This window comes from Streptomyces sp. B21-083 (assembly GCF_036898825.1).
Classification (GTDB): Bacteria; Actinomycetota; Actinomycetes; order Streptomycetales; family Streptomycetaceae; genus Streptomyces.
In genome coordinates this window covers 2,001,792-2,025,530 of sequence record NZ_JARUND010000002.1, presented here as the reverse complement: position 1 = coordinate 2,025,530, position 23,739 = coordinate 2,001,792, and the positions used below count along the sequence as shown (strand labels likewise).

The window sequence follows — 23,739 nt, the reverse complement described above, 5'->3', positions numbered from 1 at the left end:
GGGATGGATACGAGCGGGCCGCGCCAGTTGGTGGGGGTGGGAACGGACCGTGGGTCAGTACGCCCGGTTGCCCATGTTCCGCCGCCACCACACCACGCCGGCGGTGAGCAGCAGGAACCCGGCCGCACCGGCCGCCGCCGAACCGGCGATCAGCATGGTGTCGGTGCCGCCGCCGGAGGTGCCGGCGGGCTGCAGCGCGTCACCGAGCTGGCTGCGGACGTCGTTCGTGCCGCTGGTGCCCTTGGCGAGCGGGCCGCGCGAACCCTCGGTCGGCAGAGAAACGTACGGGAAGTACTTCTCGAAGTTCTTGTCGTTCTTGTCGACCGCGTCGCCGAGGTCGTTCTTCGCGCCGAGCAGTTCACCCTCGACGACCTGGAGCGAGGCGTCGATCACGTCGTCCGTCAGACGACGGCCGTTCGGGAAGCCCGCGGTGTCACCGTCGAGGACACCGAGACGCTTCGGGTTCTTCGCCGGGGCGATCGAGGTGTTGAGACGCAGTTCCTCGGCCGGAGTGACGTACGGCGGCTGGTTGAGACCCTTGACACCCTTGAGGAAGACGTCCACCAGGTCGTTGCGCGGCTCCTTGGGCGCCGGGATCTTGTAGATCGCCTCGATGAGCTTCGGCAGCTCGGGGTTGGTCACGTTCTTCAGGAACTGGGCGTCGTCGTACGGCTTGGACGCGTTGAACTTGTCCTTGTCCTTGATGGGGTTGACGACCTCGTTGACGAGCGGCATGCCCAGTCGCGAGACCTGCGAGTAGTAGCCGCTGGCGTTCTTGCGCTGGGTCGTCGACCAGATGCCGACGACCGGCTGCTTCGACGACTCCACGATCATGTGCGTCGGCACCTGGAGCGCGATCGTGTTGACGTTGTAGCCCTTGAGCGTGTCGTTGCCGACCTCGGAGAGGTTCCCGCCGTACAGCAGGTCGAAGACGCGCAGGTCCGCGAAGAACGGGTCGTCGGCCTGACCGGCGAACGTCTTCGAACCGTTCGTCAGCTTGTGGATGGCCTGGTAGCGCAGCTTCGCGTAGTCCGGCATCGACGCCTTGCCCACGTTGGACGGGGCCACCGGCACATCGTCGGCGATCTTCGTCCGCGACGCCTCGTACTTGTTCTTGAGCTTGATCAGCTCGATGTCGTACGTCTGCGTGACGTTGAGGTCCTTGTCGTACAGGCTGTCCACCGCGCCCGTGTTGTACAGGAACGACTTCTTGTTCTTCACGTGCGTCTTGAAGGTGTAGCGGAACAGGAGGTCGTCCTGCGCGTCACCGTTGTTGTCGATGTGGAGGTCGTACTGGGCGTCCTCGGCGAACTGGTAGAAGTTCGGGCCGCCGCCCGGCTCCTCGAACGGGATCCAGTTCGCGACGATCGTCGTCGTGTCGGCCTTGTCCGGGCTCACGAACGCGTACAGGTCCGTGTTGTCGAACTGCGGTGTGCCCGAGATCAGCGGAGCCTCGCGGTGGCTGGAGGCGGAAGCCGTTCCCGGAACGAGCGCGGTGACGCCGGCGGCCGCGAGCCCCCCGGTGGCCAGCGCACCACAGATGAGGGTCGCGATGCTCCTGCGCCGCGCGCCGCTCTTGGAGATGGTTGTCGTCATTCCGTCCGTCCTCACCGTGTCAACTTGCCTGACGACGGGGATTCGGAGCCCTCCCGGATGCGGATTGGTCGAATCTGAAAACTTTCTTGAAAACGTTTGGGACCCGGCCGACCCGCGTTTCGAGGGCAGTTGATCCGTACCCATCCGGAGGCAGGTCGGCTACGAATGCCTAAGGTGACGGTGACAAGTGTGATGGAGCGGGGAGGGGCCGTGTGCGGCCATAGAGAGGGGACGCGGGTGGGAGCGGACGAGCTTCTGGTTCTCGTGGCCGGGGGAGACCAGAAGGCCTTCGAAGAGCTGTACGGGATCGTGTCCGGGCCGGTGTTCGGGCTGGTGCGGCGCGTGGTGCGGGACCCGGCGCAGTCGGAGGAGGTGTCACAGGAGGTTCTGCTCGAACTCTGGCGCTCGTCACCGCGGTTCGACCCCAGGAAGGGCAGCGCCCTGTCCTGGATACTCACGCTCGCGCACCGCCGGGCCGTCGACCGGGTACGCAGTGCCCGCGCGGCCGGGGAGCGCGAGCAGCGCGAGGCCCAGCGCTCCCACCGTCCCGCCTTCGACCATGTGGCGGAGGAGGTGGAGGCCGGCATGGAACGGGAGTGGGTGCGCCGCTGTCTGGACCGGCTGACCACCCTGCAACGCCAGTCGGTCACCCTCGCCTACTACGAGGGCTACACATACCGTGAGGTGGCGGAGCAACTCTCGCTCCCGCTGGGCACGGTGAAGACTCGGATGCGCGACGGACTGACCCGGCTGCGCGAATGCCTGGGAGGTGTCGCATGAGCGTGCTCGGCAGACTGTTCCGCCGCGAGGATCTCCACTCCCTCGCCGCCCCCTACGCCCTCGACGCCCTGGAACCCGACGAGCGGCGCCGCTTCGAGAAGCACCTGTCCGGCTGTGACGCCTGCGCCTCGGAGGTGCGCCTGCTGTCCGAGGACGCGCTCCGGCTGGCCTGGTCCACGGCCGCGCCGCCCCCCTTCGCCATGCGCGACCGGGTCCTGTCCGCCGTACGTGCGACACCGCAGGAGTCCCCGGGCCACTCCCCGGCGCACGCCCCCGGCCGCTCCGCCGACGCACCCCGGAGGCGGAGCCATCAGTTGCCGGCGCATGTGTGGGGCACCGAACCGCCGCCACCGGTCCGCCGTGCGCCCCGCATGCGCCCCTTGTTCGCCCCGCTGGCCACACTCACGGCGGCAGCCGCCCTCGTCGTCGCCGCGCTGTTCGCCGTGCAGAACACACAGACCCAGGACAAGCTGGACACCGCGCAGGCCCAGGCACGTGAGATTGCCGACGTTCTGTCAGCTCCCGACGCGCGGGCGACCGCCGACCGGGACGCGCGAGGGCAGGGAATCACCGCGATCGCCTCCGCGTCCGAGGGCCGCGCGGTGGTGACCCTCAGTGGGTACGGAGAGCTGCCGAGCGACCGCGTGCACCAACTGTGGCTCATGCGCCCTGATGTGCAACCACGCTCTTTGGGACTCTTCAAGGGCGACACGCCCTTGGTCGCGACCGGTCTCGACAAGTCGGCCACATCACTCGCTGTGACCGTCGAACCCGACGGGGGGTCAGAGCAGCCCAGCAGCGCACCAGTTGTCCAACTCGCCCTGGAATCGGTTGGATTCGGAGAGTAATCGACGAGGGGTCGTCAACACCCTTGTGGGGAAGGTGAATCCTGTGACCGAGATACACGAGTGCCCCGAGGGAGCGATAGGGTTAACCTGCCCGGGCCGGGTGGACTCGTACGGGTGGGGAGTGACATGGAACAGATAACGATGCACAGCAGGGCACGCGTCCCTGCGATCACGTGCGGGAGCAGTGCGACCAAGGCACGCCTCGATCGCCATCTCTCGGTGCTGTCGGGGCCCGCGGTCCCCCAGCGCGAGACGGCGGAGGCGACCTCGCTGATGCGCGAACTCACTTCCCGGGACACCGTGAAGCAGCGCAGCGACCTCGGCAAGCGGGTCAGCAGGCTCTCGCTCTTCGCTCCGCTGCGCCGTCTGAGCCGCACCCTGTTCGGCGGGCGCTGAGCGGACGACCGTATCGGCGCCCCACGCCGATCACGGTTCACACCGTCTCCGTAAACCGTCCGGCCGCATCAGGCCCGTGCTCAGGCGGTCACACCGTCCCGGCGCAGTGCTGCGATCTCCTCGTCCGTCATCCCCACGGCACGCAGCAGTGCTTCGGTGTGTTCCCCGAGCGCGGGCACATCACCCATCCGTGCCTCGACCCCGCCCGGCAGCGTGATCGGCGGCAGCAGCGCACGCAACGGCCCCACCGGTGACCCCACCTCCCGCCACCGGTCCCGCGCCGCGAACTGCGGATGCTCCGCCACCTCCTGTACGTCCCTCAGCCGCGCGCACGCGATCCCGGCACCCTCCAGCCGCGCCAGCGCCTCGTCGACGCCCAGCGCGCCGAGCGACGCGGCCACATGGGCATCGGTCCGCTCCCTGTTCGCGACCCGCGCCGCGTTCGTCGCGTACGCCGGATCCGACGCCAACTCGGGACGCTCCAGCACCTGTTCGGCCAGCCGCCGCCACTCGCGGTCGTTCTGCACCGACAGCAGCACCTGTCCGCCGTCCGCCGTCGGGTAGGCGTCGTACGGGGCGATCACGGCGTGCGCGAGGCCGGTGCGCGCCGGGGGAGTGCCGTCGTGCATCGCGTGGTGCAGCGGGTGCCCCATCCACTCGGCGAGCGCGTCCAGCATCGACACCTCCACCGGCCCGCCCCGCCCGGTCACGCCCCGCCGTACGAGGGCCGCCAGCACTCCGGAGAACGCGTACATGCCGGCCGCGATGTCCGCCGCCGGGATCCCGGCCTTCACCGGCTGCTCCGGCGTCCCGGTCACCGACACCAGCCCCGCCTCGCACTGCACGAGCATGTCGTACGCCCGCTTGCCCGCGTACGGTCCCGACGGGCCGTACCCGGAGATGTCCACGGCGACCAGCCGGGGGTGCGTGGCGCAGAGGGCGGCCGCGTCGAGGCCGAGCCGGGCGGCGGCGCCCTGGGCGAGGCTCTGTACGAACACGTCGGCGTCCGCGATCAGCCGCCGCAGGACGGCGAGCCCGCGAGGGTCCTTGACGTCGAGGGCAAGGGACTCCTTGCCCCGGTTGCACCACACGAAGTGCGAGGCGAGGCCGTGTGCGGCGGTGTCGTAGTCGCGCGCGAAGTCGCCGCCGTCGACGCGCTCCACCTTGATGACCCGGGCGCCGAGGTCGGCGAGTTGGCGGGTGGCGAAGGGGGCGGCGACGGCTTGTTCCAGGGCGACGACGGTGAGGCCGGTGAGGGGGAGGGGTTCCATGCGGGGGATCATGTCGGGTTTTCGCCCCCGCCGCCCTTACCCGTCCCATCCCTGGGGGGCTGCCGCCCCCAGACCCCCGCTCCGGCCCTGAACGGGCCTTGTCCTCAAACGCCGGACGGGCTGGGGGTGCGGGCCTGGGTTAAAAGGGGTGCTGCCTGCGCTGGAAAGATGCCGTAAACGGGTGGGTGGGTGGGAAAATCGGCCTGGGCTGCAGCAGCCTGCACTGTCAAGTGCCGGGTTCCGCGTACCGCCGTACCGCCAGCGGCACGAACACCGCGATCAGCACCCCGCACCACACCAGCGACCCGGCCACCGGGTGGACGACCGGCCACGCGCCGTCCGCCGGGACGGGCGCGTTGCCGAACAGGCCCCGCATCGCCGTCGCGACCGCGCTGATCGGGTTCCACTCCGCCAGCGTCCGCAGCCAACCCGGCAGACCGTCCGTCGGGATGTACGCGTTCGACAGCAACGGCAGCAGGAAGGTCGCCCCACCCAGCTGACCGGCCGCCTCCTCGCTGCGGGAGAGCAGCCCGAGGTGGATCCCGATCCACGTCGTGGCGAACCGGAAGAGCAGCAACAGCCCCACCGCGCCGGCCGCCCCCAGCGCCGAACCCTCGATCCGCCACCCCACCGCGAACCCGACCAGCAGCAGCGGTACGGTCCCGGCGGCGGTGACCACCAGGTCCGCGAGAGCCTGCCCCAGCGGTACGGCGGCCCGGCTGATCGGCAACGTACGCAGACGGTCGGTCACGCCCCGGTGGGTGTCCTGGGCGGCCTGGAACATCCCGGTCATGATGCCGTTGGCGGCGGTCGCCACCAGCAGCCCCGGTACGAGGAAGGCGCGGTAGTCCTCGCCGGGCATCGCGAGGGCGCTGCCGAAGACGTACCCGAAGAACAGCAGCATCGTGATCGGCATGGACTGGGTGAGGATCAGCAGCCCCGGATTGTGCCGCAGCCGCCGCAGATGCCGGCCCAGCATGGCCGTGCCGTCGTACGCCAGGCCGGAGATCCCCGACGTTCCTGATGGCGCTGAAGTCAACATGCTCACGCGGCTGTCTCCTTATGCTCCGTCAGGCGGAGGAAGACGTCGTCGAGGGTCGGCGGGCGCAGGCTCACGTCGAGCAACGCGACGCCCGCCGCGTCGAGTTCGCGCACCAGCCGGGGAAGGGTGATCGTCGGGTCGGTGGTGACCGCGCCGACGGTGAGCCGGTCGCGGTCCAACACCGGTTCGGAACCGGTTAGTTGGTCGAGGATCCCGGCCGCCCCGAGCAGTGCGCCGGAGTCGGCGACCACGACCTCGGCGTACGAGCCGATGAGCGCCTTGAGTTGGGCCGGTGACCCGGTGTGCGCGACCCGGCCGTGCTCCACGAGGGCTATCTCGTCGGCGAGTTGGTCGGCCTCCTCCAGGTACTGGGTGGTCAGCAGCACCGTCGTACCCTCGTCCTTCAGCGCCCGCACGGCCGCCCAGATCTGGTTGCGGGCCGCCGGGTCGAGCCCCGCCGTGGGCTCGTCGAGGAAGAGCACGTCGGGCCGCTTCACCAGGCTCGCCGAGAGGTCGAGGCGGCGGCGCATCCCGCCCGAGTAGGTGGACGCGGGCCGGTCGGCGGCCTCCGCGAGCCCGAAGCGCCTCAGCAGCTCGTCGGCGCGTGCCGCGGGCCCTCCGACCCGGTGCAGCCGGGCGAACAGCCGTAGGTTCTCGCGGCCGGTGAGGTCCCCGTCGACCGACGCGTACTGCCCGGTGACGCCGATCCGACGCCGTACGGCGGCCCCCTCCCGGGCGAGGTCGTACCCCGCGACGCGCGCCGAGCCCGCGTCGGGCCGCAGCAGCGTGGTGAGCAGCCGTACGGCCGTGGTCTTGCCCGCGCCGTTCGGCCCCAGCAGCCCGCACACGGACCCCTCGGCCACGGCCAGGTCAAGGCCGCGTACGGCATGGACCTTTCCGAAGGACTTCTCCAGACCCTCACTAAGTACAGCGTACGTAGTAGTCATGGAGTGACCATAGCGCACTACGTACGCTGTACGTAACTACGATGGGTGGTCGAGGTGATGATCAATGGCCGGCCGAGCCGCCGTACCCGAAGTGATCTGGTCGCGTCCCGAGCGTGCGGGCCGTGGTCCCAAGGCCGCCTACAGCCGTGCCGACATCGCGGCGGCCGCGGTGCGGATCGCGGACGCGGAGGGGCTCGACGCGGCCTCGATGCGGCATGTCGCGGCCGAACTGGGCTGCGGCACGATGTCGCTCTACAACTACGTCCCCCGCAAGGAGGACCTGTACGAGCTGATGGTTGACGCCATCAGTGGCGAGCACGAGCTGTGGGAGCCCTCGGGCGACTGGCGTGCCGACATGCTCCGGGTGGCCCACCAGACGCGCGCCCTCATGTACCGCCACCCCTGGCTGCCGCGTCTGATGTCCCCGGTCTACGGTTTCAGCCCCAACGCCCTGCGCTATCTCGAACACTGTCTGAGCTGCCTCGACTCGTTCGACGGCACCTACGGCACGAAGTTCGAGCTGATCGCGATGCTCAACGGCCTGGTGACGACGTACGTCGGCAACGAGCTGGGGACCGCCGAGCGGGCTCGGTCGCTGCCCTGGTCGGAGGAGCAGGAGAACGCCGTGCGGATCGGGTATCTCGGCGGGCAGGTGGCGAGCGGGGCGTATCCGCGGCTGGCGGCGGCGTTCATGGAGGACGCGGGGCCGATCGATCTGGAGGCGGTGTTCGAGCGGATGCTGTTGCGGGTGCTTGATGGGTTTGCGCCGCGGGGGTGAGGTGTTGATGCCGGGTGCGGGTCCGTCGTGGTTGCTCGCGCAGTTCCCCGCGCCCCTCAAACAGTGCCCCGCGCCCTGAAGGAAGCAGGGCGGTCACAGTAGGGTGAACTGGCCTTCTGGGCCCTCTTCGTGGTGGTCGAGAACCGACGCCGGACGGCGCACCCTGTCAGGTACCGGGAGTACGCCCGCCGTTCGCAGTTCGGTCGCTGTGATCGGGGCCGTCAGCGTCAACTCCGCCCGCTGCGGGCGGAGTTCCGCGAGCAGCGCCAGTACCGTGATCAGTTCGAGGAGTTCTGAGGTCCAGGGCTGCGGCCAAGTCGCCGGCCGGATCGCCTCCAGCGCCCCGAGCTCGGCCGCACCCCCTACCCGCACCGCCAACCATCCCTCCAGCACCCGCACCCCGCTCGCCTCGAAGTCCCAGGCCTCGGGTGGTACCGGGGAGATTCGGCCGGTGTCGTCGAAGTGGAGGGTCTCCTCCTCGCGGTCGTAGTGCACCGTGATCGGGCGGGAGGGCAGTGGTGACCGAACGTACGGGCGTCGGCCACCGGGAAGTTTGGGCCGGTCTCCGTCCCGGCGCGTCAGCCGCAGCATCCGGTGGCCCAACTCCAGACCTCGGGACCAGAGTTCGAGGTCGGCGGTGAGCGGGACGACAGGCCCCGGCCGTACGGCGACCAGGGTCCAGGCGAGGACGTCGACCGGGTCGGGGCGCCGGCCGAGGCGGTCGGTGAGGTGGTCCAACAGGCCCGGGGCCAGGTTGGGTTCGGTGCCGCCGGGGCGTCGGTAGAGGGGGCGGATCCGGCCCGGGCGGACCAGCGGGAGCAGGGCGGAGGCGAGCAGCAGTGGGCCGCCGGGGTCCGGCGGTGTGCCCGTCACCTCGAAGACGAACATCTGCCGTTCGTCCGCGACCCGCCACAGCTCAGGACGCGCCGCGTCGATCAGCCGGTGGTCCGGGATCAGCCACTGCTCGTCGAAGGGCGCCCGCAGGACCCGTACCGGCTCCGCGCAGGGACCGGTGGCGCGGGCGAGCCTCTCCGTGCCGCCGTGCCGGCCGGGCAACTGGCCGACCGCCGAGTGCGGGGTGCGTGAGCGCGTCGGCTCGAACAGGGCCTCGCGGTCCGGTCCCTCGGCCTTCAGCAGGGCGTCCCAGCGTGCCTTCAGGGAGGCCGCGTCGGGGGCCGCCGGCCACCCCCGGCCCAGCCGTGGCGGTGCCACGGACCACGGCATGAGGTCCGCGAGCGGCGGAGCGTCGTCGTCGGGCGTCACGCTGGGCATCGTACGACGCGACCTCCTTCCTCTCATCTAGGTCGCGTCCAGCGTCACCGTGAAGGAGAAGCGGTCGCCTCGGTAGTGGATGACGGCCACGTCCAGGACCCGGCCCGTCACGTCGTACGCGACGCCCGTGTAGTGCAGGATCGGGCTGAGCAGCGGGACCCGGAGCAGCCGTGCCGTCTCCGGGTCCGCGAGGCGGGCCTGGACGGTGTCCGTGATGCGGCTGATGTCCGCGCCCACCACGTCCCGCAGCACCTTGGTCATCGGCCAGCGCGCCAGATCGCGTGGGTCGATACGCTCGGCGAGTTCCGGACGGACGTAGTTGCGGGCGTGGTTGGTCGGTTCGCCGGTCTCCTCCTCGCCGCGCAGCCGGTGGTACGTGGCCACGTCCACGAGATCCGGGAAGTACTCGGCGAGTTCGGCGGGCACGGGCGCGCTGCCGTGGCCGAGGAGTTCGGTCGTCATGCCGGACTGCTGCGCCACGATCGCGTCGACCGAGCCCAGCAGCCGTACGGGAGCGCCTCGTCGGGCGTCCGGCTCGATGAACGTACCGCGCCTGCGGTGGCGGCTGATCAGCCCCTCGTCCTCCAGCTCCTTCAGCGCCTGCCGCATGGTCAGCACGCTCACGCCGTAGTGCCCCGCCAACTGCTCCTCGGTGGGCAGCCGCAGCGGGTCCCGCGAGGAACGGCCGAGGATCGAGGCACGCAGGGACTGCGAAACCTGGTACCAGAGCGGCAGTTTGCGGTTCAGGACGATCGAGTCCGGGGCGAAGGAGGTCACGGAGGTATCCGTACCGGTCGGGAACGCTCAGTGCAACGGGCGGAAGTGCCGCTGGAGGCCCGACCACACCTCGTCGTACCCGGGTTGCAGATGCTCCGCCCGCGCCGCCTGTGCCGTCAGGGTCATCGGCCACCGTGTCTCGAACATGAACGCCAGCCCGTCGTCGACCTTCTGCGGACGCAGCTCGGCGGCGCTGGCCCGGTCGAAGGTCTCCCGGTCGGGTCCGTGCGCGGACATCATGTTGTGCAGCGAGCCGCCCCCGGGCAGGAACCCCTCCGCCTTGGCGTCGTACGCGCCCTCGATCAGCCCCATGTACTCGGTCATCACGTTCCGGTGGAAGTACGGCGGCCGGAAGGTGTCCTCGCCCACCAGCCAGCGCGGCGCGAAGACGACGAAGTCGATTCCCGCGAGGCCGGGAGTGTCCGACGGGGACGTCAGCACCGTGAAGATCGACGGGTCCGGGTGGTCGTACGAGAGGCTGCCCAGGACGTTGAAGCGGCGCAGGTCGTAGGCGTACGGAACATGGTTGCCGTGCCAGGCGACGACGTCGAGGGGGGAGTGGTCGTAGACGGCCGTCCAGAGGTTGCCGCAGAACTTGTTGACGACCTCCACCGGGCCCTCGACGTCCTCGTAAGCGGCGACCGGCGCCCGGAAGTCCCGTGCGTTCGCCAGCCCGTTGGCGCCGATCGGGCCGAGGTCGGGGAGCCGGAAGGGGGCGCCGTAGTTCTCGCACACGTAACCGCGGGCCGACGCCTCGGTCAGCTCCACCCGGAAGCGCACCCCGCGAGGGACGAGCGCGACATGACCGGGCTCGATGAACAGCGGCCCGAACTCGGTGCGCAGCAGCAGCCCGCCGGCCTCGGGGACGATCAGCAGCTCCCCGTCGGCGTCGCTGAACACCCGCTCCATCGACGAGTTGGCGTGGTAGAGGTGTACGGCCATACCGCTGCGCTGAGTGGCGTCGCCGTTGCCGCCGAGGGTCCACAGGCCCGCCACGAAGTCCGTGCCGGCCGGAGGACCGGGCAGCGGGTTCCAGCGCAGCCGGTTCGGATCGGGCACGGATTCCGCGAAGGGAGCCGTACGGATCGAGCCATTGCCGGTGCGCGTGAACGGGGGATGCGCGGCCGAGGGGCGGATGCGGTACAGCCAGGAACGGCGGTTGTGGGCGCGGGGCTCGGTGAACGCCGTACCGCTGAGCTGCTCGGCGTAGAGGCCGAGGGGGGCGAGTTGCGGCGAGTTGCGGCCCTCGGGGAGGGCGCCCGGGACGGCCTCCGAGCTGTGCTCATTGCCGAAACCGGAAAGCGACGGGAGCCCGGCGAGACCGGCCGGCACTTCGGCGGCCTTCCGCGCGTCCCCGCTCGTGTCGTCCGCCGTGTCCCCTGCGTCCCCGCTCATACGTGCACCCTCGCTTCCTCGCGCGCCCATTCCTATGCTTCACCGTAGGATTCGATGTTCACCGGCGCAAGAGGAGAAAACGAGGGGTACGGTTCACCGGATCGCCGGGGGGCGGCATGATGAGGCCCGTGCCCCCAGCGACCTCGCTACGTCGTGCGCCCGTACAGCGGCGCAGTGCCGAACGGCTGACCAGAATCCTCGACGCCTGCGCCGACCTCCTCGACGAGGTCGGCTACGACGCCCTGAGCACCCGGACGGTGGCGATACGCGCCGGAGTCCCCATAGGTTCCGTGTACCGCTTCTTCGGCAACAAGCGCGCCATGGCGGACGCGCTGGCCCAGCGGAACCTGGAGGTCTTCATCGCGCGCGTCACCGAGCGCCTCCGGCAGGAGAGCGGCGGCGGGTGGCGAGAGGCCATGGACGCCGTGCTCGACGAGTACCTGACCATGAAGCGAACCGCGCCCGGGTTCTCGCTCGTCGACTTCGGCAACCAGATCCCGGTCGGCAAACGCGACGCCGAACCCAACCACCGTGTCGCCGACACCCTCGCCACCCTCCTCTCCGGTGTCCTCGGCCGCGAACCGGACGACGACCTGCGCCGCACCTTCCTGGTCGCCACGGAGACCGCCGACACCCTGTTCCACCTGGCCTTCCGGGTCACCCCCGAGGGTGACGAGCGGATCATCGCGGAGATGCGGGAGCTGCTGCGGGCGTATCTGGCGCGGGTCCTGGACTGAGACCCCCGGCCTGCTCGGCGGGCGGGTCCGAGGTGAGTGCGCACAACCCCTCCCCTCCATCCGTACCGGTCGGTATGCTCGGCTCCGACCGTGCGTCACCGTTGCCGCCACCCAACCGGGAGGACCCGTGTCCAGCCCCACCGACTCCCGTACAGCCCTGCGCGTCTGTCCCCTGTGCGAGGCCACCTGCGGACTGACGCTCACCATCGAGAGCGGCCGGGTCACCAGTGCCCGTGGCGACCGCGACGACGTGTTCAGTCAAGGCTTCATCTGCCCCAAGGGCGCCTCCTTCGGGGCCCTCGACAGTGACCCCGACCGGCTGCGCACCCCCCTCGTGCGACGGGACGGCGAGTTGCGCGAGGCCAGCTGGGCGGAGGCCTTCGACGCCGTCGCCGCCGGCATCCGGGGCGTGGTCGAGCGGTACGGGGCGAACTCCGTCGGAGCCGTCTTCGGGAACCCGAACGTGCACACCGTGGCCGGGGCGCTCTACCCGCCGGTGCTGCTCGCCGGCCTCGGCACCCGCAGCGTGTTCAGCGCCTCTACGGTCGACCAGATGCCCAAGCACGTCTCCAGCGGCCTGCTGTACGGCGATGCCAACGCGATCCCCGTACCCGACCTCGACCGCACCGACCATCTGCTGCTCATCGGCGCCAACCCCCTTGAGTCCAACGGGAGTCTGTGCACCGCGCCCGACTTTCCCGGCAAGCTCAAGGCCCTGAAGGCGCGCGGCGGCACGCTCACCGTCATCGACCCGCGCCGCACCCGCACCGCCAAGCTCGCCGACCGGCACATCGCGATCCGCCCCGGCGCCGACGCCCTGCTGCTCGCCGCGATGACCCAGGTCCTCTTCGACGAACACCTCGTCGACCTGGGCGAGTTGGCGCCGCACGTCCAAGGGGTCGACGAAGTGGAGGCGGCCGTACGGGACTTCACCCCCGAGGCCGTCGCCGAGGCCTGCGACGTGGACGCCGACACCATCCGTGCCCTCGCCCGTGAACTCGCCGCCGCGCCCACCGCCGCCGTATACGGCCGCCTCGGCACCTGCACCGTCCCGTACGGCACCCTCGCCAGCTGGCTGGTCGACGTTCTCGACATCCTCACCGGCAACCTGGACCGGCCCGGCGGCGCCCTCTTCCCGCAGGCGGCGACCGACAGGACACCCCGGCCGGCCGGGCCCAGCCACGGGTTCACGCTGGGCCGCTGGCACTCGCGGGTCAGCCGACACCCCGAGGCGAAGGGCGAGTTGCCGCTCTCCGCGCTCGCCGAGGAGATCGACACCCCCACCGCCGAGGGCGAGCCGATCCGGGCCCTCATCGCCGTCGCCGCCAACCCCGTCCTCTCCGCACCCGACGGCGACCGGCTCGACAAGGCGCTTGACTCGCTCGACTTCATGGTCAGCGTCGACCCCTACCTGAACGAGACCTCGCGCCACGCGCACGTCGTCCTGCCCCCGCCCCCGCCCTCGCAGAGCCCCCACCACGACTTCGCCCTCAACACCCTGGCCGTCCGCAACCAGGTCCGCTACAACCGCCCCGCCGTCCCCCTGGAGCCGGGCGGGATGGCCGAGACCGAGATCCTCGCGCGGCTCGTCCTGGCCGCGACCGGCATGCACGGCGCCGACCCCGTCGCCGTCGACGCCATGGTCATCGACCAGACCCTCGGCAAGGCCGTCAAGGAGCCCCACTCCCCGGTCCATGGCCGCGATCCGCAGCAACTCGCCAAGGAGCTGGGCGGCGACACCGGGCCCGAGCGGCGCCTCGACCTGATGCTGCGCCTGGGACCGTACGGCGACGGCTTCGGCGTACGACCGGACGGGCTGAGCCTGGCGAAGGTGCTCGACCACCCGCACGGCATCGACCTCGGACCGCTCCAGCCGCGGCTGCCGCAGCCGCTGAAGACCCGCAGCGGGAAGATCGAACTGCTGCCGCGGCCCATCGCCGACGACCTGCCGCGTCTGCGTGAGGCCCTCGGTGAGAGTCCCGCCGGGATCGTGCTCATCGGGCGTCGGCATCTTCGCTCCAACAACAGCTGGATGCACAACGTGCCCGCCCTCACCGGCGGCACCAACCGCTGCACCCTGCACATCCACCCCGAGGACGCCGCCCGTCTCGGCGTGCTCGACGGCGCCCCCGTGCGGATCAAGGGCGCCGGGGGAGAGGTGGTGGCCCCCGCCGAGATCACCGACGTCGTACGGCGGGGGGTCGTGAGCCTGCCCCACGGGTGGGGACACGACCGGCCCGGGACCCGTCTCTCACACGCCGCCACCGACCCCGGTGTCAACGTCAACCAGCTCCTCGACGGCCGACTTCTCGACCCGCTGTCGGGCAACGCCGTACTGAATGGGGTACCCATCGATCTCGCGCCGGCAGGCACAACGCCGTGACAACGCTGTGACCTGGAGTTTTGCGCTTATTGCTCGCACGTCAACGTCTTGTTAAGACTTGTGGGGCCGACCTAACGTCAACGCACTGCCGACTCCGGTGGGAGTTCAAGGGCGAACGTTAGGTAACCCACTCATGTTGACCATTCTGGGCTTCACGATGATCGCGACCTTCCTGGTCCTGATCATGATGAAGAAGATGTCGCCGATCGCGGCGCTCGTACTGATCCCGGCACTTTTCTGCGTCTTCGTCGGGAAGGGCGCCAAGCTCGGTGACTACGTCATCGACGGCGTCACCAGCCTGGCCCCCACCGCGGCGATGCTCATGTTCGCGATCGTCTACTTCGGTGTGATGATCGACGTCGGCCTCTTCGACCCGATCGTCCGGGGCATCCTGAAGTTCGCCAAGGCCGACCCGCTGCGCATCGTCGTCGGCACGGCGATCCTCGCGGCGATCGTTTCCCTCGACGGCGACGGCTCGACCACCTTCATGATCACGGTCTCGGCGATGTACCCCCTGTACAAGCGCCTGAAGATGAGCCTCGTCGTGATGACCGGCGTCGCCGCGATGGCCAACGGTGTGATGAACACCCTCCCCTGGGGCGGCCCGACGGCCCGTGCCGCGACGGCCCTGAAGCTGGACGCCAGCGACATCTTCGTCCCGATGATCCCGGCACTCGCCGTCGGTCTGGCCTTCGTCATCGCCCTCTCGTACGTCCTCGGACGCCGCGAGCGCAAGCGGCTCGGCGTGCTCACCCTGGACGCGGTCCTGGTGGAGGAGCCGGAGACGGAGTCGGAGACCGTCCTCGTCGGCGCCGGTTCGGGCGCGAAGTCGGCCGGTGGATCCGGTGCGGGCAACTCGGCCGCGCCGACCGGCGGTTCGGGTACCGAGGGCGCCGTCGACGGTGGCGCCGACGATGACGACGACGACCGGATGCTGAAGGTCCTCGACCCGAACCGCACCACCCTGCGCCCCAAGCTCTACTGGTTCAACGCGCTCCTCACGGTCACGCTGCTCACCTCCATGATCATGGAGTGGCTGCCCATCCCGGTGCTGTTCCTGCTCGGCGCCGCGCTCGCCCTGACGGTCAACTTCCCGCACATGCCCGACCAGAAGGCCCGGCTCGGCGCCCACGCGGAGAACGTCCTCAACGTCTCGGGCATGGTCTTCGCCGCCGCCGTCTTCACCGGCGTCCTCACCGGCACCGGCATGGTCGACCACATGGCCCGCTGGCTCGTCGACAACATCCCCGACGGCATGGGCCCGCACATGGCCTTCGTGACCGGCCTGCTGAGCATCCCGCTCACCTACTTCATGTCCAACGACGGCTTCTACTTCGGCGTCCTGCCGGTGCTCGCCGAAGCCGGCGCGGCCCACGGTGTCTCGCCGCTGGAGATCGCCCGCGCCTCCCTCATCGCCCAGCCCCTGCACATGTCCAGCCCGCTGGTGCCGGCCGTGTACGTCCTCGTCGGCATGGCGAAGGTCGAGTTCGGCGACCACACCAAGTTCGTGGTCAAGTGGGCGGTGCTGACCTCGCTGGCCATCCTCGGAGCGGGAATCCTGTTCGGCATCATCTGATCCGCATCCGTACCGCGACTGATTCGCGCATCCGTCCGGGAGGACAACACCATGAGGCCCGGTGGGAACCGCGGCTGGCTGCTCCGCCTCGTCATCGCCTTCAGCTTCACGCAGGGGGCGGTGTCGATGGCCCGGCCCGCCGTCTCCTACCGGGCCCTCGCGCTGGGAGCGGACGAGCGGGCGATCGGCGTGATCGCCGCCGCGTACGCCCTGCTCCCGCTCTTCGCCGCCGTACCGCTGGGCCGCCGCACCGACCACGGCCGCTGCGCACCCCTGCTGACCGTCGGCGCCCTTCTGGTCTCCGGTGGCTGCGCTCTCGGGGCGACCGCCGACTCCCTCGGTGTGATGGCCGCGTGGAGCGGAGTGATGGGCCTCGGTCACCTCTGCTTCGTCATCGGCGGCCAGTCGATCGTCGCCCGCCGGTCCGCCCCGCACGAACAGGACCGCAACTTCGGCCACTTCACCATCGGCGTCTCGCTTGGCCAGTTCATCGGCCCGATGGCGGCGGGCGCGCTGATCGGCGGCCACGACATGGCGGCCACCAGCGCCCGCGCCCTGCTGGTCGCGGCCGGGGTCGCCGCGCTGTCGTTCACGTCGTTGTGGCGCGTCGAGGACCGTACGGCCGTCAAGTCCCGTACGGAGCAGGGCGATCGCGTCCCAGTGCACCGCATCCTGCGCACCCGGGGTGTACCCGCCGGCATCTTCGTCAGCCTCGCCGTGCTGTCGGCGACCGACATCCTCACCGCCTACCTTCCGGTGGTCGGCGAGCACCGGGGTATCGCGCCCGCGGTGATCGGCGTACTCCTCGGACTGCGCGCGGCGGCCACCATCGCGTGCCGTCTGGTGCTGACCCCGCTGCTGCGGCTGCTCGGCCGTCGGGTGCTGCTCACCGTGACCTGTCTGCTCGCGGCGGTGCTGTGCGCGGGGATCGCGCTGCCGGTGCCGGTGTGGGGGCTGGCCCTGATGCTCGCGGTGCTCGGCTTCTGTCTGGGCGTCGGGCAGCCGCTGTCGATGACGACGGTCGTGCAGGCGGCCCCGGCCGGCGCCCGTTCCACTGCCCTCGCGCTTCGCCTGACCGGCAACCGGCTCGGCCAGGTCGCCGCGCCCGCCACGGCCGGTCTGGTCGCCGGGGTCACGGGCGTGGCGGCGCCGTTCGTGATGCTCGGCGCGCTGCTGTTGCTGTCGGCGGGGACGGCGATGCGCCCGGGCGCAGGGCCGGGGCCAGGGCCGGGGGCCGGTGCGGAGCCGGCTGCCCCGGACCGGCACCGCAACTCAGGGGCGCCGTCGGGACGGCAGGGACCGGACGGGTGATATCCGACGGGGTGCAGGGCGGTGCTCCCACCCCTGAGGGCGCGAATGTGAAAGAGAGTCAGAAGAAGCGTGATTTGTATGAAAATCATCTGACTCGGAGGAACCGCGCATGACCACCTCACTCCGTCCACGCCGGACCGGCGTCCGCACCGCCGCGCTCGCGGCCCTCACCCTCGCGGGCACCACCCTCGTCGTGGCGCCCGCCGTCGCCGCTCCCGGCGACAACGGAGACGTCAAGATCCACAAGGTGGGTACGCCCTTCACCGACCAGCGCAACCAGCCCAAGGTCTGCGACTTCTACCTCGACGCGTTCAACTTCGACGACCTCCCCGACAACCAGGACATCGAGTGGTCCATCGAGACCCAGCCCCTGATCGCGAACGGCGCCACGCTCGCAGACACCCTCCAGCTGGAGAACGACGGCACCGGACACACCATGCCCCTCGCGCTCCCGGACGGTCAGTACAAGCTCACGTGGACGATCGTCGGCGGCAACGGCGCGGGCAAGCACAAGGTGTTCCAGGTCGACTGTCCGACCGGCAACCCGACCCCGACCCCCACACCGACCCTGCCTGGCGGCCCGGGTGGGCCCGGCGGAGGCCCCGGCGGCCCGCACGGCGGGGTGCCCGCGGGTGGTGGCGGTGTCGCCCGGGCGGAGGCCTTCTCGCCGGTCGCCGGCGCGGCTGCCGTGGGCCTGATCGTGGTCGGCGGAGTGGTCTACCTCCGGACGCGCCGACGCGCCGATGGAGCGGCGTAACGACATCCGTCGGCCCAGGCCCTGGCGCCGGACGCGCGCCTACCGCCTGACGCGCACGGTCGTCCTGACCGTCGCCCTGGCGGTGGGCGGCGTCTGGTGGGCCCGGGTCGACGAGCCGGCCCCCGCGCCCGTCACCGTCACCGGCGGCGCACCGGTCGCACCGCCCACCGGACGTCCCGGGCAGGCAGCGCCGGCCAGGGCGGGCAGTCCTGCGAACGGGCGGCCGGAGCAGGCAGCGCCGACCCCGGCGGGCGGCTCCGCGAACGGGCGGCCCGAGCAAGCCGTACCGACTCCGACCCGGACGGGCGGTCCCGCGCGCGGACGGCCGGGGCCCGCCAGGCCGGCGCCGCCCGGCGTCCACCCGGGAAGGCCGGCCACGCCACGGGGGCCGGCCCTGCTCCCTCGCTCCCGTCCCACCAAGCTCACCGTTCCGTACATCGATGTCGAGGCGCCGGTCGTGGACCTGCACCTCGACCGGCACGGGCAGCTCACCGCGCCCCCGGGCGACAACTCCAACCTGGTCGGCTGGTACGCGGACGGGCCGTCCCCCGGCGAGAACGGCACGGTGATCGTCGTAGGGCACCGCGACACCCGCGCCGGGGCCGCCGTGTTCATCGGCCTCGACGCGGTCACGCCCGGGCGGCGGGTCGAACTCCGGCGCGCGGACGGGCGTACGGCCGTCTACACCGTCGACGCCGTGAGGACGTACGACAAGGCGCACTTCCCCAGCAAGGAGGTGTACGGCGCCCGTGCCCGCCCCGAGCTGCGGCTCATCACCTGCGGCGGCGGCTACGACCGACGGACCGGCTACAGCGGCAACATCGTCGTGTACGCGCATCTGACGTCGACGCGACCGGCGCCGTCCGCGTCCCCGGGCCGTGCTGACAGGGCGCGTTCACGCTGACTCGTCGGCCCTGTCGGGCTGTGGCCGCGCCGGGGCGACCTCCTCGGCGGCCACGGCCCCCGGCACCTGCGTCCGCGCTCGTGCCCGGGAGCGCGAGACCGCCACGCCCGCGAGGCACAGCCCGCCGCCCGCCAGCGTGAGCAGTCCCGGCACCTCGCCCAGCGCCAGCCAGGACATCAGGACGACCAGGGCGGGCACGGCATAGGTGGTCGCGCCCATGCGGCTGGCCGTCGTACGGGCCAGCGCGTACGCCCAGGTCGTGAACGCCAGCGCGGTCGGGAAGACGCCCAGGTAGATCATGTTGAGGGTGGCCGAGAGCGGCGCGTCGGCGGCATCGCCGACCAGTTGCCCGGCGAAAGGCAGACAGGTCAGAGCGCCGAACAGGCAGCCGAACGTCGTCACCTGAAGGGCGCTCGCCCGGCCGAGAACCGGCTTCTGCGCGACGACACCCGTGGCCCACGCGGCAGCCGCGAGCAGACACAGCGCCACCCCGAGCACCGAGGTGCCGCCCCCGCCGGACATCGACAGCCCCACGGTCACCGCGCCCGCGAACGACACCGCCATGCCCGCGAGCAGCCGGGGCGGCATCGGATCGCCGAGCAGCCGGGTGCCGAGCAGGGCTATGAGGATCGGCCCCACGTTCACCACCAGGGCGGCCGTCCCCGCGTCCACCTGCTGCTCGCCCCAGTTCAGGACCACCATGTAGACCCCGAACCAGAGCACCCCCGAGATCGCGATCCCGCGCCACGCGGACCGGGGCGGCAGCCCCTCCCGGCGTACGAGACAGATCGCCCCCAGCGTCACGAACCCGGCGAGCATCCGCCCGAGCGCCAGCGCCCCCGGGGAGTAGGCGGCCCCCGCGCTGCGGATCGAGACGAACGCGGAGGCCCACAGCACCACGGTCACACAGGCCGCGACGGTGGCGAGCACCTCCGCTCGGGGTGCCGGGCGACGGGACGGAGAGGAGGTCATCATGCTCCAGAGGCTAGGCAGGTCGGGCGGGAAGGGCTCGCGAATTTCGGACGTGAGGCCGGGGGCGGGCTGTGCGGCCGGTTGTACGGCGTCCGGCCGTGCTGCGGATCGTCCTACGGCGGAGTGCCGTACGGCGGGTCAGCGCAGGGCCGTCGCCTCGATGCCGAGGAGCTGGGCGAGGCGGGTTTCCCCTTCGGGGGTCACCCGAACCGCCCGCTCCGAGCCGATGCGTACGCACCAGCGGGCGTCCAGGGCGTGCCGGCACAGGGCGGCGCCCGCGATGCCCGCGAGGTGGGGGCGGCGCTCGGTCCAATCGAGGCAGGCGCGGGTGAGGGGGCGGCGACCGGAGCGGTCGAGGTCGATGCCGACGGTGGCGAACCAGCGCAGCCCGTCGTCCGTGAGTGCGAACCCGGTGTCCTGGCTGAGCAGCCCCCGTCCGGTCAGCGCGTCGGTGAGGGCGATGCCGAGCCGTCCGGCGAGATGGTCGTAGCAGGTACGGCCGCGTGCCATCGCGGACCCGGCACCGGACTCCCGCAGCGTGCGCGGCGGTTCGGCCGAGGGAGGTCCGGCGTGGGCGGCGAGTTCCTCGACGAGCTGGGCCACGCGGGCGTCGGCCAGCCGCACATAGCGGTGCCGCCCCTGGCGTTCCTCGGTGAGCAGCCCACCGGCGACGAGCCGGCCCAGATGCTCACTGGCCGTCGACGGGGCGACCCCGGCGTGCCGCGCCAGTTCTCCGGCCGTCCACGCCCGTCCGTCCAGCAGGGCCAGCAGAAATCCGGCACGCGTCTCGTCCGCCATCAGCCCGGCCAACGCCGCGAGACCGGACGCACGGCCCGGCTTCCTCGCCCCCCGCGTATCCCTCGCATCCCTCGTGGTCATGGCCCCAGCATGGGGTACGGACAGTTCGGCGCCCACCGAAATATGCGCGGCGAGCTGTCCACCCAGGTCCACCCAGGTCCACCCAGGTCCACCCGGGTCCATTCAGGTCTGCTCGGGTCCCTCCAGCTGCTCGTACTGCTGTGCCAGCCCGGCCAGCAGTGCCGTGAGGCCGGTCTCGAAGGCCCGCTCGTCGATCTTCTCCTGCTGCTCGGAGAGGAGGTGGGCCTGTCCGAGGTGGGGATAGTCGGCCGGGTCGTAGGCGCTCTCGTCGTCCACGAAGCCTCCGGCGAAGGAGCCGAGCGCGGAGCCCATGATGAAGTACCGCATCAGCGCGCCGATCGACGTGGCCTGGGCGGGCGGCCAGCCCGCGTCGACCATCCCGCCGTAGACGGCGTCGGCGACGCGCAGGCCCGCCGGGCGGCGGCCGGGCCCACGGGCCATCACCGGAACGATGTTCGGGTGGTCGCGCAGGGCGGCCCGGTAGGAGACCGCCCAGTCGTGCAGCGCGGTACGCCAGTCCGGGCGCTCCCCGGCGCCCTCGCCCCCCTCTTCCTGCTCGCCCCGGTCGAACATCGACAGGTCGACCAGCACACTCACCGAGTCCGCGACCGCCTCCAGGATCTGGTCCTTCGTGCGGAAGTGGTTGTAGAGGGACGGCCCGCTGACCCCCAGCTCGGCGGCGAGCCGGCGGGTCGACAGGGCAGCCAGCCCTTCCGCGTCCACCAGCGCCCGTGCCGTCTCGACGATCAGGTCGGTGCTGAGGAGGGGCTTGCGCGGTCGGGCCATGGCGCACATAGTAGGGCTGCCGCTGTAAACTAGCAGTGCTAATTTAAATGGCATCTACGCCTGTGAGGTGGGGCTCGTCATGAACCTGGAACTGAGCGAGGAGCAGACCGCTGTCCGGCGGCTCGCCCGGGACTTCGTCGAGCGCGAGATCGCCCCGAACGTCGTCGCCTGGGACCGCGCCGAGGACGTCGACCGGTCGATCGTCAAGAAGCTGGGTGACGTGGGCTTCCTGGGGCTGACCGTCGACGAGGAGTACGGCGGCTCGGGCGGCGACCATCTCGCGTACTGCCTGGTGACCGAGGAACTCGGCCGCGGGGACTCCTCCGTCCGTGGAATCGTCTCCGTGTCCCTGGGGCTGGTGGCCAAGACGGTCGCGCACTGGGGGACCGAGGAGCAGAAGCGCCGCTGGCTGCCAGGCCTCACCTCAGGCGAGTACGTCGGCTGCTTCGGCCTGACCGAACCGGGCACCGGGTCCGACGCCGGCAACCTCACCACGCGGGCGGTGCGGGACGGCGACGAATACGTGGTCAACGGCACCAAGATGTTCATCACCAACGGCACCTGGGCCGACGTGGTGCTGCTCTTCGCGCGCTCCACCGACGCCCCCGGACACAAGGGCGTCTCCGCCTTCCTCGTGCCGACCGACACCCCAGGACTGACCCGCCGCACCCTGCACGGCAAGCTCGGGCTGCGCGGTCAGGCCACCGCCGAACTGGTCTTCGAGGATGTGCGCGTGCCCGCCTCGGCGATGCTGGCCCCCGAGGGCAAGGGCTTCTCCGTGGCCATGTCGGCGCTCGCCAAGGGCCGGATGTCGGTCGCCGCCGGGTGTGTCGGGATAGCCCAGGCCGCCCTGGACGCCGCCGTGCGATACGCGGGCGAGCGCGAGCAGTTCGGCGGGCCCATCGCGCGGCACCAACTGGTGCAGGAGCTGCTCAGCGACATCGCCGTGGACGTCGACGCGGCCCGGCTGCTGACCTGGCGCGTCGCCGACCTGATCGACCGCGGCCTGCCCTTCGCCACCGAGGCCTCCAAGGCCAAGCTCTTCGCCTCCGAGGCCGCCGTCCGCGCCGCGAACAACGCCCTCCAGGTCTTCGGTGGCTACGGCTACATCGACGAGTACCCGGTGGGCAAACTCCTGCGCGACGCCCGCGTGATGACCCTTTACGAGGGCACGAGCCAGATCCAGAAACTGCTGATCGGTCGCGCGCTGACCGGCGTATCGGCCTTCTGAGGCCCGTCTCGGCCGAGCCGAGTACCTGGCCGAGCTGAGTACCTGTCTGAGTATCTCGACGGATGTGGCACGGGCCAAGGTGGCCGATTCTTGTCCCCATGAGTGACACACCGGTCAAGCAGCAGAGCACGGCGGCCTTCTACGGCCAGGCCGTCGCGTCCTTCGGGATCGCCATGGGGGCGACGGCCATCGGCATCTTCCGGTTGCAGGCCGACGCCTGGGTGCGTGGCTTCCTCGGGATCGCCGTCCTCTATCTGGTGACCTCCGCCTTCACCCTGGCCAAGGTCATCCGTGACCGCCAGGAGGCCGGGCAGATCGTCAGCCGGGTCGACCAGGCCCGGCTGGAGAAGCTGCTCGCCGAGTACGACCCCTTCGAGAAGCACTGATCCGCAAGGCCCCGAACAGGCGCCCTAAGCGCTCGCTCACCCGCAGCGGTACAGTGGGGGGTCACTGTCAGTGGAAGGGGCGAACGGGCGATGAGTACGGCGGAGGAGACGGCCGGCGGCGAAGCGGCGCCGTGGGGTGAGGTGACCCCCGACGCGGCCCGGCGGCTGCTCGTGGCCGCGGTGGAGGCCTTCGCCGAGCGCGGCTACCACGCGACGACGACCCGTGACATCGCGGGCCGCGCGGGCATGAGCCCGGCCGCGCTCTACATCCACTACAAGACCAAGGAAGAGCTGCTCCACCGGATCAGCAGGATCGGCCACGAGAAGGCCGTCGACATCCTGCGTACGGCGGCACGGACCGAGGGCACCGCGGCCGAACGGCTGACGGAGGCCGTCAGTTCCTTCGTCCGCTGGCACGCCGGGGGGCGCACCACCGCACGGGTCGTGCAGTACGAACTCGACTCCCTCGGCCCCGACGCCCGCGCCGAGATCCTCGCGCTGCGCCGCCAGTGCGACGCCGAGGTGCGCGGGATCCTCGAGGACGGGGTGGAGGCGGGCGAGTTCGACGTGCCCGACATACAGGGCACGACGCTGGCCGTGCTGTCGCTGTGCGTCGACGTGGCCCGCTGGTTCAACGTCAACGGTTCGCGTACACCGGACGAGGTCGGCGCGCTCTACGCCGACCTCGTGCTGCGGATGGTGGGGGCCGGATAGC

At 71.1% G+C, this 23,739-nt stretch carries 23 protein-coding genes; 13 read left to right on the top strand and 10 right to left on the bottom strand.

From position 1 onward, the window contains the following. Positions 1-54: 54 nt before the first annotated feature. Positions 55-1,596 (bottom strand): DUF4331 domain-containing protein, encoded by a 1,542-nt coding sequence (locus QA861_RS33045; protein WP_334592312.1) that lies wholly within the window; start codon positions 1,594-1,596, stop codon positions 55-57. Between the two features lie 237 nt (positions 1,597-1,833). Here QA861_RS33045 and QA861_RS33040 point away from each other — a divergent pair, with 237 nt between their 5' ends. The 3 genes from QA861_RS33040 (at position 1,834) to QA861_RS33030 (ending at position 3,620) form a co-directional block, all read left to right on the top strand. Continuing rightward, the gene (locus QA861_RS33040) at positions 1,834-2,376 is read left to right on the top strand and encodes a sigma-70 family RNA polymerase sigma factor (RefSeq protein WP_307631175.1); all 543 of its coding nucleotides are present in this window, start codon (positions 1,834-1,836) and stop codon (positions 2,374-2,376) included. Beyond that, positions 2,373-3,224: an anti-sigma factor gene (locus QA861_RS33035; protein ID WP_334592311.1), complete on the top strand. Its 852-nt coding sequence runs from the start codon at positions 2,373-2,375 to the stop codon at positions 3,222-3,224. Before QA861_RS33040 ends, QA861_RS33035 begins: the two co-directional genes overlap by 4 nt. Before the next feature lie 126 nt (positions 3,225-3,350). After that, positions 3,351-3,620, top strand: a complete 270-nt coding sequence (locus tag QA861_RS33030) for a hypothetical protein (protein WP_318320545.1) — start codon at positions 3,351-3,353, stop codon at positions 3,618-3,620. Between the two features lie 80 nt (positions 3,621-3,700). Here QA861_RS33030 and QA861_RS33025 read toward each other — a convergent pair whose 3' ends face one another. The 3 genes from QA861_RS33025 to QA861_RS33015 form a co-directional block, all read right to left on the bottom strand. Continuing rightward, on the bottom strand, positions 3,701-4,903 hold the full coding sequence (locus tag QA861_RS33025) for a CaiB/BaiF CoA transferase family protein (RefSeq protein WP_334592310.1): 1,203 nt from the start codon (positions 4,901-4,903) through the stop codon (positions 3,701-3,703). A 214-nt stretch (positions 4,904-5,117) separates the two neighbouring features. Beyond that, positions 5,118-5,933: an ABC transporter permease gene (locus tag QA861_RS33020; protein ID WP_334594925.1), complete on the bottom strand. Its 816-nt coding sequence runs from the start codon at positions 5,931-5,933 to the stop codon at positions 5,118-5,120. 2 nt (positions 5,934-5,935) lie between these two features. Then, positions 5,936-6,880 carry an ATP-binding cassette domain-containing protein gene (locus tag QA861_RS33015; RefSeq protein WP_334592309.1) on the bottom strand — a complete coding sequence of 315 codons (945 nt, stop codon included), beginning with the start codon at positions 6,878-6,880 and terminating at the stop codon, positions 5,936-5,938. 64 nt (positions 6,881-6,944) lie between these two features. Between QA861_RS33015 and QA861_RS33010 the strand changes: the two genes are divergently transcribed. Then, on the top strand, positions 6,945-7,658 hold the full coding sequence (locus QA861_RS33010) for a TetR/AcrR family transcriptional regulator C-terminal domain-containing protein (RefSeq protein WP_334592308.1): 714 nt from the start codon (positions 6,945-6,947) through the stop codon (positions 7,656-7,658). Positions 7,659-7,751: 93 nt separating this feature from the next. Here QA861_RS33010 and QA861_RS33005 read toward each other — a convergent pair whose 3' ends face one another. Genes QA861_RS33005 through hmgA form a run of 3 tightly spaced genes read right to left on the bottom strand, consistent with a single transcriptional unit; the run spans position 7,752 to position 11,102 of the window. Further along, the gene (locus QA861_RS33005) at positions 7,752-8,930 is read right to left on the bottom strand and encodes a type ISP restriction/modification enzyme (RefSeq protein WP_334592307.1); all 1,179 of its coding nucleotides are present in this window, start codon (positions 8,928-8,930) and stop codon (positions 7,752-7,754) included. A 27-nt stretch (positions 8,931-8,957) separates the two neighbouring features. After that, positions 8,958-9,707: a GntR family transcriptional regulator gene (locus QA861_RS33000; protein WP_334592305.1), complete on the bottom strand. Its 750-nt coding sequence runs from the start codon at positions 9,705-9,707 to the stop codon at positions 8,958-8,960. Between the two features lie 27 nt (positions 9,708-9,734). Further along, positions 9,735-11,102 (bottom strand): homogentisate 1,2-dioxygenase, encoded by a 1,368-nt coding sequence (gene hmgA, locus QA861_RS32995; RefSeq protein WP_334592304.1) that lies wholly within the window; start codon positions 11,100-11,102, stop codon positions 9,735-9,737. Between the two features lie 119 nt (positions 11,103-11,221). Here hmgA and QA861_RS32990 point away from each other — a divergent pair, with 119 nt between their 5' ends. The 6 genes from QA861_RS32990 (at position 11,222) to QA861_RS32965 (ending at position 18,770) form a co-directional block, all read left to right on the top strand. After that, positions 11,222-11,839: a TetR/AcrR family transcriptional regulator gene (locus tag QA861_RS32990; protein ID WP_334594924.1), complete on the top strand. Its 618-nt coding sequence runs from the start codon at positions 11,222-11,224 to the stop codon at positions 11,837-11,839. A gap of 127 nt (positions 11,840-11,966) precedes the next feature. After that, positions 11,967-14,222 carry a molybdopterin oxidoreductase family protein gene (locus QA861_RS32985; RefSeq protein WP_334592303.1) on the top strand — a complete coding sequence of 752 codons (2,256 nt, stop codon included), beginning with the start codon at positions 11,967-11,969 and terminating at the stop codon, positions 14,220-14,222. A 133-nt stretch (positions 14,223-14,355) separates the two neighbouring features. Beyond that, positions 14,356-15,798 (top strand): CitMHS family transporter, encoded by a 1,443-nt coding sequence (locus QA861_RS32980; protein ID WP_334592302.1) that lies wholly within the window; start codon positions 14,356-14,358, stop codon positions 15,796-15,798. 51 nt (positions 15,799-15,849) lie between these two features. Continuing rightward, positions 15,850-17,109 (top strand): MFS transporter, encoded by a 1,260-nt coding sequence (locus tag QA861_RS32975; protein WP_334592301.1) that lies wholly within the window; start codon positions 15,850-15,852, stop codon positions 17,107-17,109. A gap of 109 nt (positions 17,110-17,218) precedes the next feature. Continuing rightward, positions 17,219-17,866: a hypothetical protein gene (locus QA861_RS32970; RefSeq protein WP_334592300.1), complete on the top strand. Its 648-nt coding sequence runs from the start codon at positions 17,219-17,221 to the stop codon at positions 17,864-17,866. Next, the gene (locus QA861_RS32965; RefSeq protein ID WP_334592299.1) at positions 17,853-18,770 is read left to right on the top strand and encodes a class F sortase; all 918 of its coding nucleotides are present in this window, start codon (positions 17,853-17,855) and stop codon (positions 18,768-18,770) included. Before QA861_RS32970 ends, QA861_RS32965 begins: the two co-directional genes overlap by 14 nt. Here the strand turns inward: QA861_RS32965 and QA861_RS32960 are convergent. From QA861_RS32960 to QA861_RS32950, 3 genes are all read right to left on the bottom strand, one after another. Then, on the bottom strand, positions 18,762-19,742 hold the full coding sequence (locus QA861_RS32960) for a DMT family transporter (RefSeq protein WP_443041675.1): 981 nt from the start codon (positions 19,740-19,742) through the stop codon (positions 18,762-18,764). The genes QA861_RS32965 and QA861_RS32960 overlap by 9 nt on opposite strands. A gap of 138 nt (positions 19,743-19,880) precedes the next feature. After that, entirely contained in the window at positions 19,881-20,621 is a 741-nt protein-coding gene (locus tag QA861_RS32955; protein ID WP_334592297.1) for an ArsR/SmtB family transcription factor, read from the bottom strand. Positions 20,622-20,723: 102 nt separating this feature from the next. Then, the gene (locus tag QA861_RS32950; protein ID WP_334592296.1) at positions 20,724-21,407 is read right to left on the bottom strand and encodes a TetR/AcrR family transcriptional regulator; all 684 of its coding nucleotides are present in this window, start codon (positions 21,405-21,407) and stop codon (positions 20,724-20,726) included. Positions 21,408-21,486: 79 nt separating this feature from the next. Between QA861_RS32950 and QA861_RS32945 the strand changes: the two genes are divergently transcribed. From QA861_RS32945 to QA861_RS32935, 3 genes are all read left to right on the top strand, one after another. Continuing rightward, complete coding sequence (locus tag QA861_RS32945) at positions 21,487-22,638, top strand: acyl-CoA dehydrogenase family protein (RefSeq protein ID WP_334592295.1); 1,152 nt, start codon at positions 21,487-21,489, stop codon at positions 22,636-22,638. A gap of 98 nt (positions 22,639-22,736) precedes the next feature. After that, the gene (locus tag QA861_RS32940; protein ID WP_334592294.1) at positions 22,737-23,024 is read left to right on the top strand and encodes a YiaA/YiaB family inner membrane protein; all 288 of its coding nucleotides are present in this window, start codon (positions 22,737-22,739) and stop codon (positions 23,022-23,024) included. Between the two features lie 90 nt (positions 23,025-23,114). After that, complete coding sequence (locus tag QA861_RS32935) at positions 23,115-23,738, top strand: TetR/AcrR family transcriptional regulator (protein ID WP_334592293.1); 624 nt, start codon at positions 23,115-23,117, stop codon at positions 23,736-23,738. Position 23,739: the final 1 nt, after the last annotated feature.